At 64.3% G+C, this 13,482-nt stretch carries 17 protein-coding genes; 9 read left to right on the plus strand and 8 right to left on the minus strand.

All coding sequences use genetic code 11. The annotated features are described in order from the left end of the window. Positions 1-103: 103 nt before the first annotated feature. On the minus strand, positions 104-1,696 hold the full coding sequence (guaA, locus tag AC3WOB_RS29995) for a glutamine-hydrolyzing GMP synthase (protein WP_492277051.1): 1,593 nt from the start codon (positions 1,694-1,696) through the stop codon (positions 104-106). A 117-nt stretch (positions 1,697-1,813) separates the two neighbouring features. Next, on the minus strand, positions 1,814-3,274 hold the full coding sequence (gene guaB, locus AC3WOB_RS30000) for an IMP dehydrogenase (protein ID WP_013394369.1): 1,461 nt from the start codon (positions 3,272-3,274) through the stop codon (positions 1,814-1,816). 192 nt (positions 3,275-3,466) lie between these two features. On the opposite strand from guaB, the gene AC3WOB_RS30005 reads away from it, so the two are divergent. Further along, positions 3,467-4,111 carry a DUF2239 family protein gene (locus AC3WOB_RS30005; RefSeq protein ID WP_492277052.1) on the plus strand — a complete coding sequence of 215 codons (645 nt, stop codon included), beginning with the start codon at positions 3,467-3,469 and terminating at the stop codon, positions 4,109-4,111. Positions 4,112-4,207: 96 nt separating this feature from the next. Here the strand turns inward: AC3WOB_RS30005 and AC3WOB_RS30010 are convergent, their stop codons facing one another. Continuing rightward, positions 4,208-4,801 (minus strand): LysE family translocator, encoded by a 594-nt coding sequence (locus AC3WOB_RS30010; protein WP_492277053.1) that lies wholly within the window; start codon positions 4,799-4,801, stop codon positions 4,208-4,210. A 119-nt stretch (positions 4,802-4,920) separates the two neighbouring features. Here AC3WOB_RS30010 and AC3WOB_RS30015 point away from each other — a divergent pair, with 119 nt between their 5' ends. Both AC3WOB_RS30015 and AC3WOB_RS30020 read left to right on the plus strand, forming a co-directional pair. Next, the gene (locus AC3WOB_RS30015; protein WP_492277054.1) at positions 4,921-5,871 is read left to right on the plus strand and encodes a GlxA family transcriptional regulator; all 951 of its coding nucleotides are present in this window, start codon (positions 4,921-4,923) and stop codon (positions 5,869-5,871) included. A 120-nt stretch (positions 5,872-5,991) separates the two neighbouring features. Further along, positions 5,992-6,372, plus strand: a complete 381-nt coding sequence (locus tag AC3WOB_RS30020; protein WP_013394373.1) for a DCC1-like thiol-disulfide oxidoreductase family protein — start codon at positions 5,992-5,994, stop codon at positions 6,370-6,372. 61 nt (positions 6,373-6,433) lie between these two features. Here AC3WOB_RS30020 and AC3WOB_RS30025 read toward each other — a convergent pair whose 3' ends face one another. Both AC3WOB_RS30025 and AC3WOB_RS30030 read right to left on the minus strand, forming a co-directional pair. Next, complete coding sequence (locus tag AC3WOB_RS30025) at positions 6,434-6,703, minus strand: hypothetical protein (protein ID WP_492277055.1); 270 nt, start codon at positions 6,701-6,703, stop codon at positions 6,434-6,436. 122 nt (positions 6,704-6,825) lie between these two features. Next, the gene (locus tag AC3WOB_RS30030; protein ID WP_492277056.1) at positions 6,826-7,545 is read right to left on the minus strand and encodes a carbonic anhydrase; all 720 of its coding nucleotides are present in this window, start codon (positions 7,543-7,545) and stop codon (positions 6,826-6,828) included. 192 nt (positions 7,546-7,737) lie between these two features. On the opposite strand from AC3WOB_RS30030, the gene AC3WOB_RS30035 reads away from it, so the two are divergent. The 3 genes from AC3WOB_RS30035 to AC3WOB_RS30045 all read left to right on the plus strand — a co-directional run bounded on the left by AC3WOB_RS30035 (position 7,738) and on the right by AC3WOB_RS30045 (position 9,208). Further along, entirely contained in the window at positions 7,738-7,950 is a 213-nt protein-coding gene (locus tag AC3WOB_RS30035) for a hypothetical protein (RefSeq protein WP_013394376.1), read from the plus strand. Positions 7,951-8,105: 155 nt separating this feature from the next. After that, positions 8,106-8,606 carry a hypothetical protein gene (locus AC3WOB_RS30040; RefSeq protein WP_492277057.1) on the plus strand — a complete coding sequence of 167 codons (501 nt, stop codon included), beginning with the start codon at positions 8,106-8,108 and terminating at the stop codon, positions 8,604-8,606. Positions 8,607-8,608: 2 nt separating this feature from the next. Beyond that, entirely contained in the window at positions 8,609-9,208 is a 600-nt protein-coding gene (locus AC3WOB_RS30045; RefSeq protein WP_492277058.1) for an OmpA family protein, read from the plus strand. Between the two features lie 27 nt (positions 9,209-9,235). Here AC3WOB_RS30045 and AC3WOB_RS30050 read toward each other — a convergent pair whose 3' ends face one another. Genes AC3WOB_RS30050 through AC3WOB_RS30060 form a run of 3 tightly spaced genes read right to left on the minus strand, consistent with a single transcriptional unit; the run spans position 9,236 to position 11,749 of the window. After that, complete coding sequence (locus AC3WOB_RS30050; RefSeq protein WP_492277059.1) at positions 9,236-9,736, minus strand: RidA family protein; 501 nt, start codon at positions 9,734-9,736, stop codon at positions 9,236-9,238. A gap of 8 nt (positions 9,737-9,744) precedes the next feature. Beyond that, positions 9,745-10,716 (minus strand): Bug family tripartite tricarboxylate transporter substrate binding protein, encoded by a 972-nt coding sequence (locus AC3WOB_RS30055; protein WP_492277060.1) that lies wholly within the window; start codon positions 10,714-10,716, stop codon positions 9,745-9,747. 25 nt (positions 10,717-10,741) lie between these two features. After that, on the minus strand, positions 10,742-11,749 hold the full coding sequence (locus tag AC3WOB_RS30060) for a membrane dipeptidase (protein ID WP_492277061.1): 1,008 nt from the start codon (positions 11,747-11,749) through the stop codon (positions 10,742-10,744). Positions 11,750-11,847: 98 nt separating this feature from the next. On the opposite strand from AC3WOB_RS30060, the gene AC3WOB_RS30065 reads away from it, so the two are divergent. From AC3WOB_RS30065 to AC3WOB_RS30075, 3 genes are all read left to right on the plus strand, one after another. Next, a complete protein-coding gene (locus AC3WOB_RS30065; protein WP_332016023.1) occupies positions 11,848-12,729 on the plus strand; it encodes a LysR family transcriptional regulator in 882 nt (293 codons plus the stop codon). 16 nt (positions 12,730-12,745) lie between these two features. Beyond that, the gene (locus AC3WOB_RS30070; RefSeq protein ID WP_492277062.1) at positions 12,746-12,955 is read left to right on the plus strand and encodes a DUF7661 family protein; all 210 of its coding nucleotides are present in this window, start codon (positions 12,746-12,748) and stop codon (positions 12,953-12,955) included. Positions 12,956-13,238: 283 nt separating this feature from the next. Further along, entirely contained in the window at positions 13,239-13,469 is a 231-nt protein-coding gene (locus AC3WOB_RS30075; RefSeq protein ID WP_013394384.1) for a hypothetical protein, read from the plus strand. Positions 13,470-13,482: the final 13 nt, after the last annotated feature.

The following is a 13,482-nucleotide window of genomic DNA, read 5'->3' on the forward strand; positions in this document are numbered from 1 at the left end:
GGAATCCTGTTGGTGTCAGACTACATTTCCCCAACCCGCTCCCGACCAAAAAAGAAAAAGGCGCCGAAGCGCCTTTTTCATTCACCGCAAGACTACTGCAGGATCACTCCCACTCAATCGTCGCAGGCGGCTTGCTCGACACGTCGTAAACAACACGATTGATACCGCGCACTTCATTGATGATGCGCGACGACACCCTTGCCAGCAACGGATGCGGCAGCGGCGCCCAATCAGCCGTCATGAAGTCAAACGTCTGCACCGCACGCAGCGCTACGACGTACTCATAAGTACGACCATCGCCCATCACCCCCACCGACTTCACCGGCAGGAACACGGCGAACGCTTGCGAGGTCAGTTCGTACCAGGTCAGGCCGCTGGCCTCGTCCTTGGTGTTGCGCAGTTCTTCGATGAAGATCGCGTCGGCGCGGCGCAGCAGTTCGGCATATTCGTGCTTCACTTCGCCCAGGATGCGCACGCCCAGGCCGGGGCCGGGGAACGGGTGGCGGTAGACCATCTGCGGCGGCAGGCCCAGGGCCACGCCGAGTTCGCGGACTTCGTCCTTGAACAGTTCGCGCAGCGGCTCCAGCAGTTGCAGGTTCAGCGTGTCCGGCAGGCCGCCCACGTTGTGGTGCGACTTGATGGAGGTGGCCTTGCCGGTCTTGGCGCCCGCGGATTCGATGACGTCGGGGTAGATCGTGCCCTGGGCCAGCCACTTGGCGCTTTGCTGCTTGCCGGCTTGTTCCTGGAACACTTCGACGAATTCGCGGCCGATGATCTTGCGCTTGGCTTCCGGATCCGCCACGCCTGCCAGTTTGCCCATGAACTGGGCGGTGGCGTCGACGTGGATGATCTTCACGCCCATGTTTTCGGCGAAGGTCTGCATGACCTGCTTGCCTTCGTCCAGGCGCAAGAGGCCGTGGTCGACGAACACGCAGGTGAGCTGGTCGCCGATGGCCTTGTGGATCAGCGCCGCGGCTACCGAGGAATCCACGCCGCCCGACAGGCCCAGGATGACTTCGTCCGTGCCGACCTGCTCGCGGATGCGGGCGACGGCTTCGGCCACGTAGTCGGGCATGTTCCAGTCGCCTTCGCAGCCGCAGATCTCGTTCACGAAGCGGGCCAGCATGGCCTTGCCCTGGACGGTGTGCGTGACTTCGGGGTGGAACTGGACGGCGTAGAACTTGCGGTCTTCGTCGGCCATGCCGGCGATCGGGCAGGACGGCGTCGACGCCATCAGCTTGAAGCCCGGGGGCAGCTCGGTGACCTTGTCGCCGTGGCTCATCCAGACCTTGAGCATGCCGTGGCCTTCTGCCGTGGCGAAGTCTTCCAGGCCTTCCAGCAGCTTGGTGTGGCCGTGGGCGCGGACTTCGGCGTAGCCGAATTCGCGATGATCGGAAAAGCTGACCACGCCGCCCAGTTGCTGCGCCATGGACTGCATGCCATAACAGATGCCGAGGACGGGCACGCCCAGCTCGAACACCGCATGCGGCACGCGCATGGAGCCTTCTTCGTAGGCGGAAGCGTGGCTGCCGGACAGGATGATGCCCTTGAGACCTTGCGCCATCTGGTCGCGCACGAAGGCGTCGTCGACGTCGCCAGGGTGCACTTCGGAGTAGACGCCGGCTTCGCGGACGCGGCGGGCGATCAGCTGGGTGACTTGCGAACCGTAGTCGAGAATGAGGATGCGCTGGTGCATGGAGACTCTACCGGTAAAGAATAAAACCGCAGTAAATAAAACCGCACCGGCAGAACCGCTGATTCATTTGCGGTTCTGCCGGTGCGCGATGCATGACATTGTAGTTGACTGTACGGATCAGTCGGCGCGGTAGTTGGGCGCTTCCTTGGTGATCTGTACGTCGTGGACGTGGGACTCGCGCACGCCCGCGGAGGTGATCTCCACGAATTCGGTCTTGGTGCGCATGTCGTCGATGGTGGCGCAGCCGCAGTAGCCCATCGAGGCGCGGATGCCGCCGACCAGTTGGTAAATGATGGCCAGCACACTGCCCTTGTAGGGGACGCGGCCTTCGATGCCTTCGGGAACCAGCTTGTCGGCGTTGTTGGACGGATCCTGGAAGTAACGGTCGGCGGAGCCGTCCGTCATGGCGCCCAGGCTGCCCATGCCGCGGTAGGACTTGTACGAACGGCCCTGGAACAGCACGACTTCGCCCGGCGCTTCTTCGGTGCCGGCGAACATGCCGCCCATCATGCAGGCGAAAGCGCCGGCCGCCAGGGCCTTGGCGACGTCGCCCGAGTAGCGGATGCCGCCGTCGGCGATCAGGGGCACGCCCGTGCCTTCCAGCGCCTTGGCGACTTCGGAGATGGCATGGATTTGCGGCACGCCCACGCCGGCGACGATGCGGGTGGTGCAGATGGAGCCGGGGCCGATGCCGACCTTGACGCCGTCGGCGCCGTACTCGACCAGCGCGCGCGCGGCGGCGGCGGTGGCGATGTTGCCGCCGATGACTTCAACCTTGGGGTAGTTCTGCTTGACCCAGCGCACGCCTTCCAGCACGCCCTTGGAATGGCCGTGGGCGGTGTCGACGATCAGGACGTCGACGCCTGCCGCAACCAGCTTTTCCACGCGCTCTTCGGTGCCGGCGCCCACGCCGACCGCAGCGCCCACGCGCAGTTGGCCTTGGGCGTCCTTGCTGGCCATGGGGTGTTCGGTGTTCTTGACGATGTCCTTGACGGTGGCCAGGCCACGCAGTTCAAAGCCGTCGTTGACGATCAGCACGCGCTCCAGGCGGTGCTTGTGCATCAGGGACTGCGCCTCTTCCAGCGTGGCGCCTTCCTTCATGGTGACCAGGCGTTCCTGCGGCGTCATGATGTTGCGCAGGGGCTGGTCCAGGTTTTCTTCGAAGCGCAGGTCGCGGTTGGTGACGATGCCGACCAGCTTGCGCCCTTCGACCACCGGCAGGCCCGAGATGCCATGCTGGCGCTGCAACGCGATGGCGTCGCGCACTTTCATCTGGGGAGTGACGGTGACCGGATCGATCACGATGCCGAATTCGTGGCGCTTGACGCGGGCGACTTCACGCGCCTGGGCGTCGGCGGACAGATTCTTGTGGATGATCCCGATGCCGCCCTCTTGCGCCATGGCGATGGCCAGACGCGATTCGGTGACGGTGTCCATGGCGGCGGACACTAGCGGGATGTTCAGGCTGATATTGCGAGTGAGGCGCGTAGCCAGGGAAGTGTCGCGAGGCAGGACCTCGGAATACGCAGGCACCAGCAACACATCGTCGAAGGTGAGCGCTTTTTGTACGAGACGCATGGGTAACTCCGGGCGCAAAGCAAGATTATACGCCGCTTGTATGTTTTGCCTAGGTGTTGTCCCTAGGTTGGCGGGGATATTTCTATACGTCGCAGTGGCGGATTGCCATCTCACAATATTTTTACCCGGATATATTGACTTGTATTTTTACCCGGATCATAATTCGCCTGCAATTTTCATCCGGACAAAATAATGAATGAACTATCCGTACCCCGCCACACCGATCCGCACACCGCCTTCGCCGGCCACCGCATGCTTGCCACAGGCCCCCTGGCCGAGGTGGCGCTCGCCGTTAAACGGACCATGGACTCGGGCAGCGACGCCGCCATCCTGGTGTTCGACGATCAGACCGGCAAGCAGATCGACCTGGATCTGAGAGGCGACGACGCCGCCATCGCGGAACGTCACCGCGCGCGCATCGAGCCGGTGCCCCTGGCCGTCGAAATGCCCGCCGACGTGGCTGCCGACGAGACGCAACCGCGCGGCCGGGGCCGCCCCAAGTTGGGCGTAGTACCGCGTGAAGTCACGCTGCTGCCGCGCCATTGGGACTGGCTGGGCGCGCAGCCCGGCGGCGCGTCCGTCGCCTTGCGCAAACTGGTGGAACAGGCCCGCCGCGACAACGAGGCGCAGGACCGCCAGCGCGAACGCCAAGAGGCTGCGTACCGGTTCATGTCCAGCATGGCCGGCAACCTGGCCGGTTTCGAGGAAGCCACGCGGGCGCTGTACGCCAGCGACCGCGAGCGTTTTACGCAGCAGGTCGCCGGATGGCCAGAAGATGTGCGCGGCTACGCCATGGGTCTGGCATGGGGCGCGCCCGGCGAAACCACCGCGGACTGACCCGTGTCGGGGTGCGGCCTGCGCAGGCCTCACCCTCCCCCAAAGCGGCCACGGGTTTCCTCTCCGCCCTCGCCCCAATGCTGCCACCGGCTTTCCTCACCGCAGCATCGGCCACAACGTCAGCGCCAGCAACGCTCCCATGGCGATGTTGAACCATTTCAGGCGTCCGGGCTGCGCGAGGAATCCGCGCAGCGCCACGCCGAAGCCGGCCCACAGCGAAACGCTGGGCAGGTTCACCAGCGCGAACACCAGGCACATCCAGGCTAGCGACGCCCAGGGCGCCGCAGCGTCGACATAGACTGCCACCGATGCCAGCGCCACGATCCACGCCTTGGGGTTGATCCACTGGAACAAGGCCGATTCCATGAAGGTCAGCGGCCTGGCCGATGCCTGGCCCGTGCTGATCGAACGCGATAACGCGATGCGCCACGCCAGGTACAGCAGGTAGGCCGCCCCGCCTATCTTCAGTGCCGCGGACAACGGCGGCCAGGCCTGGAACAGCGCCCCCAGGCCCAGCCCTACCCCCAACAACAGCGACGTAAAGCCGACGGTGATCCCCAGCACCTGGGGCAAGGTTCGGCCGAAGCCGAAGTTGGCGCCCGAGGTCATCAGCATGACGTTGCTGGGGCCCGGCGAGACAGAGGTCACGAAGGCGAACACCGTCAGGGCAAGCAGATTTTCAAAGGACAAGACAAGGCTCCGGTGGCACGCGGCGCAGGTTTGGCGCCGACGGTCAGACAGCGGCATTGTGGGTCCGGCCCAGCCTTATTAATATTGGCGGTTTTGACATCTTTGATAGCGTTCTTGCCATGAAGATCCAGATCCTGGCCCTGGAGGGCGTGTTCGATACCGGCCTGTCCGCCATCCTGGACGTGTTCTCGACGGCCAGCGAGCTGTCGCCACTGCTGCCCGACCCCGTGCAGCCGTTCGACGCACGGGTGGTCGGCCTGCGCCGCAAGGTGCGCACCTCGCAGGGATTTGGCGTGCCCGTTTCAGGCAGTCCGGACCCGTCGGACCCGGGCTGGCTTGTCATCCCGGCCATCGGCTGCAAGATGCCCGAAACGCTGGTGCCCGCGCTGGGCCGCGCCGACGTGCGCGACGCTGGCCGGATGCTGCGCGAACGCGGCCCTGGCGCGAATACCGCCGCCGCCTGCATCGGCACCTTCGTGCTGGCGGAATCGGGCCTGCTGGACGGCCACAAGGCCACCACCACCTGGTGGCTGGCCCCGCTGTTCAGGCAGCGCTATCCGGCAGTCGAGCTGGAGGACAAGCACATGCTGGTGCGCTCGTCGTCGTTGCTGACGGCGGGCGCGGCCTTGAGCCACATGGACATGGCGCTGTGGCTGGTGCGCCAGGCCAGTCCCGAACTGGCGGCATTGGTGGCGCGCTATCTGATCGTGGACCAGCGGCCCGCGCAATCCGCCTATGCCATCACTGACCACCTGACGCATGCCGAGCCGCTGGTGCAGGCTTTCGAACGCTGGGCGCGCGCGCATCTTGCGCACGGGTTCTCGCTGGATGCCGCGGCGCAGGCGCTGGGCGCCAGCAAGCGCACGCTGGCGCGCCGCACGCAGGAGGTGCTAGGCAAGAGCCCGCTGTCGTTCTTCCAGGATTTGCGCGTGGAGCGCGCCGCCCATTTGCTGAAGACCAGCAGCCTGTCGCTGGAGCAGATCGCGGCCCAGGTCGGCTACGCCGACGGCGTCACGCTGCGCAACCTGCTGCGCCGGCGCCTGGGCCACGGCGTGCGTCAGATGCGCTGATGTCCCGCACCCGCCCCGCGTGCGCAATGCCGGCGGTGGGCGCGTTCAGCGATATGGGTTTTAATCGGAGATAAGCGGCGGGCGCGCTTTTCGCGCCTGCGCATTTCCACACGGTGCGTCATGGCCATCGCAAAGAACTTCCTGCTCTACGACGGAGACTGCCCTTTCTGCTCGAACTACGTGCGGATGCTGCAATTGCAGAAGGCCGTCGGCCCCATCGATCTGCTGAACATGCGCGACCATCCCGATCTGGCGGTGGCCTACAAGGCGCAAGGCTACGACCTGAACCAAGGCATGCTGCTGCATCTGGATGGCCAGGACTATTGGGGCGCCGACTGCATCAACCGGCTGGCGCTGATCAGCACCGGCAACGATCTGTTCAACAGCGTCAACGCGGCCGTGTTCCGCAATCCCTGCCTGTCGACGGCGCTCTACCCGTTCATGCGCACCGGCCGCAGCCTGGCGCTGACGCTGCTGGGCAAGAAGAAGATGCAGATGTAGGCGCGCGGGCCCGTCGCCGACGCGGCGCGCGGGAATGGCACCCGGTTGAAGACCGTACGCGCTAGACCGCGCCCACCGCTCTTGCCAGAGGCTCTTCGGCCATTTGCGCATCCGGATTGGCTTCGCAGCGACGCCACCCCGATGCCGGGTCGCGCTTGTCGTCGAAATAATCCCAGTCCGTGCCGCATACCGCGCAGGTGAACGCTAGTTGCTGCACGCCCCGCTGCGTCTCCCCAGCCGAGCGCACTACGCCCAGGCTGATCAGGTCTTCATGTCCGGGCGCATCGCGCCGGTCCGCTACGATAGCCTCGCATTTTTTGCACGCCCCCATGCTCCTTCCCCTTTCAATATCCTTTCAGCGGATATTACGAAGGGAAAAACGTTTAAAGCTCAGCAATTCTCACCGTTCCGGGGCCGGCCGGCGCTGTAGTTCAGCCAACCCCGTCGGCTACGTCAGACCAGCGTCACCTTGCCCGTGGCCAGGCTGTACACGCCGCCGACCACTCCCAGCTTTTTCTGCTGCACCATCTCTTGCAAGAGCGGCTGCGCGCTCTTCAGGCGATCGACCGCCATGCGCACATTCTCCTGCACGGCAGCGGCCATCAGATCCTTGGCGCCCGACTTGCTCGCGAGTTCGACGGCGGGCTTGATCGCGTTCACCAGGGCCGGCAGATGGCCCGGGAACTCGGTCTTGTCCTTCCACGCCTTGATGGTCGCGTCCACCGCCCCGCAGTTGTCGTGGCCCAGCACCAGGATGAGCGGCGCGCGCAGTACCAGCGTGCCGTACTCCAGGCTGGCGAGGCCGTCTTCGTTCACGAAGTTGCCAGCCACGCGCACGATGAACAGGTCGCCCGGGCCTTGGTCGAAAGCCAGTTCGGGCGCCACGCGCGAGTCCGAACAGCCCAGGATGGCGGCGATGGGCTTCTGCTTTACGGCTCGGGCGGCACGTCCGGCGGAGAAATCCCGCATGTTCGGCTTGTTGGCGGCGTAGCGGGCGTTGCCAGCCATCAGGCGCTTCAATGCCGCGTCAGGACCGATATCGTTTGAGGGCACGGCGGCCTGGGCAGCGCCCAGCCAGCCCGAGGCGCCGGCCGCTGCCATTGCAGCAGCTCCAAACAGCAGGCGGCGGCGATTGAAATGCAGGGGATTTGCGCAAGAGGAACAGTCGCACATGAGGCTCTCCTGAAAGACGAACGTCTAGGAAACCAGCGCATGACTATTTTGCCGCTAGCGCGGCGCCCGCGCCTCAAAAATAAGGGTGGAGGGCCCTGAAAGAGTCTGTCGCAATTGGCGCTTGAGATACAGGCACCCCAGGCGTAACGTGGAATAGCGGCATAAGCCGCGTCACCTGCATAGGTACGCACCATGACGCCCAACACCCCCCACCCCAAACCGGCCCAGGCCACGCCCGATTCCGGTTCGCCCGACGCGCACTCGCCGCCGCATGCGGAAAAGGACCGGGCCCGTGCCGATCACCAGCACGAGGAAGCCCGGCGCAAGGCCCTGGTCGGATCCCAGCACAAGGAAAACACGCGCAGCGTCGCAGCGCCGCGCTATCACGGGCACCGCGGCGGATAACGCTGCTGCTGGCTAGATTCCGTAACTTCTTGGAAAAACATCAAACTGCAATAAGCGCCTGAAAGTCGGACCATCACGTGTTGGACTTTGGATGGGACCAAAAGCATGAGTTCCGGTCCGGATGCCCTGCCCTGAATGGTTTTCAACGACAGAGGATGCTTATCGTGATTCCTATCAGAAAGACCGCCGCCGCCTGTGCGCTGGGCGCCTTCATGACCCTGGCGGCGACTGGCCAGGCCGCCTTTGCCCAGGCCCAGGCGAGCGCTCCCGCGCCCCTGGCTACCGGCCTGACCGATTCCGGCGTCGCCGAAGGCCAGGTGGTCGAAGCGGTGCGCAGCGGCGACATCCTGTCGATCAAGGTGCGGTTCAAGCCCATCGTCATGGGCAAGACGGAGATGCTGTATCCGCAGATCAGCAAGAGCGACTATGAAAACAGCTTCTACGTCGTCGCCGGCAACAAGAAGCACCTGCTGCTGAGAGACAGCAACGACAAGCCGCTGACCAATCCCAAACTGATGATCAGGACCGAGAAGGACGCGCCGATCGCCGGCTCCTGGCAGGGGAAATTCCCCGCCCCGCCCAAGGAGATCAAAGAGGTCTCGCTGACGATACCGAGCGTCGAAACCTTCGACGCCATCAAGATCACCGACCGCTAGCCATGGCCGGCTACCCGGGCTCGTCAACTCTGCTGGCCGCGGCGTTGCTCGCCGCCGCCGGCGGCTCCATGGCGCAGGAGCCACCCTACAAGGCCGAGATCCTGGATCTGCAGGCCACCATCCTGGACTTGAAGGGTCTGCCCTCCGACGCCAGCGGCGGCATCTCGGACCTGAACGCGCAGATAGACGGACTGGCCGCGCGCCACGACGGCCTGTCGGTGCGGCAGGACAAGAATGCCGTGACCGTCGCCATGCTGGGCGACGTGCTGTTCGACTTCGACAAGACCGCCATACGCCCCGCCGCCGAGCCTACACTGCGGGACATCGCCAGCCTGATCAAAGCCAGCTCGGCGGGCACTGTTGCGATCGAAGGACATACCGATTCCAAGGGATCGGCGCCCTACAACAAGGACCTGTCCCTGCGCCGCGCGCAGGCGGTGGCGCAATGGCTCACGAGCCACGGCGTGGACAAGGCGCGGCTGACGGTGAAGGGACTGGGCGATACCCAGCCGATCCAGTCGAACCGGCTGGCCAATGGCGCGGACAATCCGCAAGGACGGGCGCAGAACCGGCGGGTGGAGTTCGTGCTGCCCAAGCGCTGAACAGCGCGGCGCGGGACCGAGCCCGCGTCAACGGGGCGGGTCTCGCGGTTCGTAGGCAACAGCCAAGGCCACGTCCATGCTGACCAGCACCGGCGCGTTGCGCGGCAACTCGCGCACGCCGATGACCGAACGCGGATGCTCGCCCTGGCGCCCGAAAATCGCCACCAGCAGTTCCGATCCGGTATCGGCGATCGCGGACAGCTTCGTGCTGGCGCACTCGCCCACCTGGAAGAAATAGTTGACGCGCAGTATCTGATCCACCGCATCCAGACTGCCCTGCGCGTGATGGGCAACCCATGACAGCGCATGCAATACACACAGGCGCACCGCCTCGCGCGCCTGCGCTTCGCCGACCTGCTCGCCTATGACCCCTTGCACCAGCAACTGGTCCGCGCTGAGCTTGGGAATCTGCCCGGCGACATACACCGTGCTGCCATGCCGCAACGCCGGCAAATAGGCATAGTGCGTGGGTGTGGGCTCTGGCAGGACCAGCCCCAAGGCCTGCAAACGCGCATCGGCTCCGCTCATGACGTTCCTCAGAGGCTGCCGGGCAGGAAGTTGACCTGCTTGGCCAGCGTCGCCCAACGCTTGTTCTCCGCCGCGACGAAATCGGTGAAAGCCTGGGCCGAACCGCCCTTGGTGCTGACGCCCTGCTCTTTCAGGCGCGAGGCCACTTCGGGCGACTGCAATGCGCGATTGAAGTCCTGGTTGAGCTTCTTCACGACCGCCTCGGGCGTGCCGGCCGGAGCGACGATGCCTTGCCAGGACGTGATGTCCATGTCCGCCAAGCCGACTTCCTTGTAGCTGGGTATGTCCGGCGCGGAATCTATCCGTTCGGACGACGTAACAGCCAGGGCCCGCAGCTTGCCGGCCTGGACGTGCGGCAGCAAGGTAATCACCGGATCCAGGATCAGGCTGATATGTCCGCCCAAGAGATCGTTGATGGCGGGCGCGCTGCCCTTGTAGGGAATGTGGGCCATGCGGATGCCGGCGCGCTGCTTGAACAGTTCGCCTGCCAAAAAGGTGGAACTGGAGGCCGAGCCGAAGGTCAACGTATCCGGCTTGCTCTTGGCATAGGCGATGAACTCTTTCATCGTCTTGGCAGGCACGGCGTTGCCGGTAGCAATGATGTAGGGCTGATCGGCCAACAGGATCACCGGCGCGAAGTCGCGTGCGGCGGAATACGGCAGGCTGCTGTACTGCAATTCGTTGATCGACATGATGGGCAGGTTGGCCAACAGCAGCGTGTAGCCGTCCGCTGGTGCGCGGGCCACGAACTCGGCCCCGATGATGCCGCTGGCGCCGGGCTTGTTCACCACCAGCACGGGCTGCTTGACGTCCTGGCCCAGCTTTTGTGCGACGGTGCGCACGACCAGGTCGGCCACGCCGCCCGGCGGGAACGGCACGACGATCTGTATGCTTTTAGTGGGAAAGTCCTGCGCGCTGGCGTTGCAGACGGCGCCCAGCGCCAGCGTGGCGCACGCAAGGATGCGAATCGCGTTCTTCATGTAAGTGCTCCGAGGTTGCGTCCGGTCAGGGATTGCGGATGGAAGAGATTTGCGGGCCGAAGCTCTGATCGAAGAAGCGCATCCAGTTCCCGCCCATCAGCAGCGCCACGTCGTCCGATGAAAACCCGGTCGCGCACAAGCCCTGCTCGATGTTCTGGAAACCGCGGCTGTCCTGGAACCAGTCCGGCTGCGGCGGAAACCCCGGCTGCGCGGCCGAGCCTTCGCCGTAATCGATGTTCTTGGTATAGCGGCCCGTGCGCATCCACTGCACCACCGAGTCCGGCTGGTCTTGGCACAGATCCGAGCCCAGGCCCAGGTGCTCCACCCCCATCAGGTCCGCGGTGCGCGCCACCATGGCGCAGAAATCGTCCAGGGTACAAGCCGACTTGTTCTTGAGATGATGCGGATACAGCGAGAAGCCGAACATGCCGCCCGCGCCGGCCAGCGCCTTGAGCACCGTGTCCGACTTGTTGCGCAGCGCCTGCGCCCAGGCATGCGGATTGGCGTGGCTGATGGTGATGGGCCGCGCTGACAGTTCTATCGCTTCCAGCGTAGAGCGTTCGCCCGAATGGCTCATGTCGATGACCAGCCCGACCCGGTTCATTTCCTTGATCACTTCGCGGCCCATGCGCGTGACGCCGCTGTCGACCGCTTCATAGCAGCCCGAAGCCAGCAGGGACTGGTTGTTATAGGTCAGCTGCATGAAGCGCACGCCCAGCGTGTGCACCACCTCGACCAGGCCGATATCGTCTTCGATGGGCGAGGGATTCTGCAGCCCGAAAATGATCGCAGTGCGGCCGGACTCACGGGCGCGCCTGACGTCGTCGCCGCTGCGCGCCTGCACGATCAGTTCCGGAAAGCGCTCGAACCACCGGTTCCAGCGCTCGATGTTGTGGATCATCTCGCGCAGGTTCTCGTGATAGGCGATGGTGACGTGGACCGCGTCCACGCCGCCTTCACGCAGTTGGCGGAATATCTTTTCGGACCAGTTGCTGTATTGCAGCCCGTCGACGCGTAAGGCGCTTGCGCTCATTGCTTGCTTCCTTGATTGGCAGTGAGCGGTACTGTAGATATTTGGCCGGAATTCAGTCAAACTAAAATTACTTAGTTTTATTTCATTTTTTCTTAAATATGAAGCTTGAGCATTTGCGCATGTTCATGGCCGTGGTCGATGCGGGTGAATTGGCCCAGGCGGGGGATCGTGTGGGCCGCACGCCGGCGGCGCTCTCCATGACCTTGAAGCAGCTGGAATCGGAGCTGGGAGGGCCGCTATTCGAAGGCGAGCGCAAGATCCGCTTGTCTCCGCTGGGCCTCTATGTCCGCGCGCAGGCCCAGCGCGCCATTGCCGAATTCGATACGGCCGTGGCCCATATGGTCCGCTATGCCAGCGGCGCGCTCGGAACCGCCAAGGTGGCCGCCGTGCCCTCGGCGGCCATCCAGCTGCTGCCGCAAGTCATCGGCTCGATGCGCCGGCAGTATCCGCAGGTGCGGGTGGATTTGCGCGACATAGACTCGGCCGCGGTGGGCAAGGCGGTGGCCGACGGAGAGGTCGATTTCGGCATTGCCACGCTGCCGGCGCCCTTGCCCGGCATCGTGACCGAACCCCTGTTCGAAGACCGTTTCGTACTGGTGTGCCCAGCCGGACATGGCCTGACCAAACTGCGACGCGAGGTGCGCTGGAGCGATATCGATGCTGCGGAGTTCATTGCGAATGGCTTGTGCGCCCGCTTCAATTCCCCGGAAGTCGCCGCACTGGTGGAAGCCTCGCTACTGACGGTGCGCAACACCACTTCCTTGCTGACCTTCGTCGAACAGGGTTTTGGCGTCACCATCCTGCCCGCCCTGGCGGTCACGACAAGCGCAAAATTGGCGGTCGTGCCTCTGGCCGACCAAAGCGCCGTCCGCAGCCTGGAAGTGCTGACCCGCGGCGGTGAAACGCTCAGCCCGGCCTCGCAAGCACTGCTGGGACTCACGCGTAGCGTGGCCGCCGAGTTGGCATTGACCTGGTCATGACTTTTTCAGGACGCCCATGAAATTCGACATCTACGGCAGATTTCAACTGAACATCCAGCGTGTGGGCGCGGCGTGGGCCGTTTACCGTTCCGATGCGGGAAAGCGCGTCCCGGCTACGGACCTGGCCATTCCCCCGGAAGTGTCCGCCGACGAATTGGCGGAATACCTGGACGACATCTATCACGAGCTTTCCGGCCCCGGCGACCGGATTTCGCGCATCGGGTAGCGCGAGCGCCCTATTCTTCTTCGCCGTAGCCGAAAGGCCAGCGGCGCTTGTTCGGCTCGGGCGCGGGTTGCTGACTGTGCATGACGGGCTCCTGAGGTTCGATGGGCGAATACTACCGGCATCCGCCAAATCGAACTGCAAAGGTTCGCAAAGATCCCGGCAATCGTGCCGCAAGAGCCCCATCCGTGTTTCTAACACAAGGTAGCCGCAGCCCGCATCGGGGCTAGAACGTATGCCATTTCCTGGACCGGCGCGTAGGATTGAAGCCGTACGGGAGAGCGCCATGCCAGATTCCAGCTGGATTTGCGGCAGCGAGCCGCCGGGTCGCCAGGGATTCTTCGAGACTGAATTCAATACTGGCCAGACCGAAGTCACGATGTACTCCGTATTGGGCTGGATGCCGCCTGCGCATCGCGGATACGTCGTCAGATGGCGCTCGTTGGAACCGGCGGTGGAACAGGCGGAGATAGAGCGCTATCTGTATTACCGGCGCGAGGGGCGCGGGTATTCTTGAGCGCCCCTTTGCC

This window comes from Achromobacter sp. FW305-C-30-7, assembly GCF_058783105.1.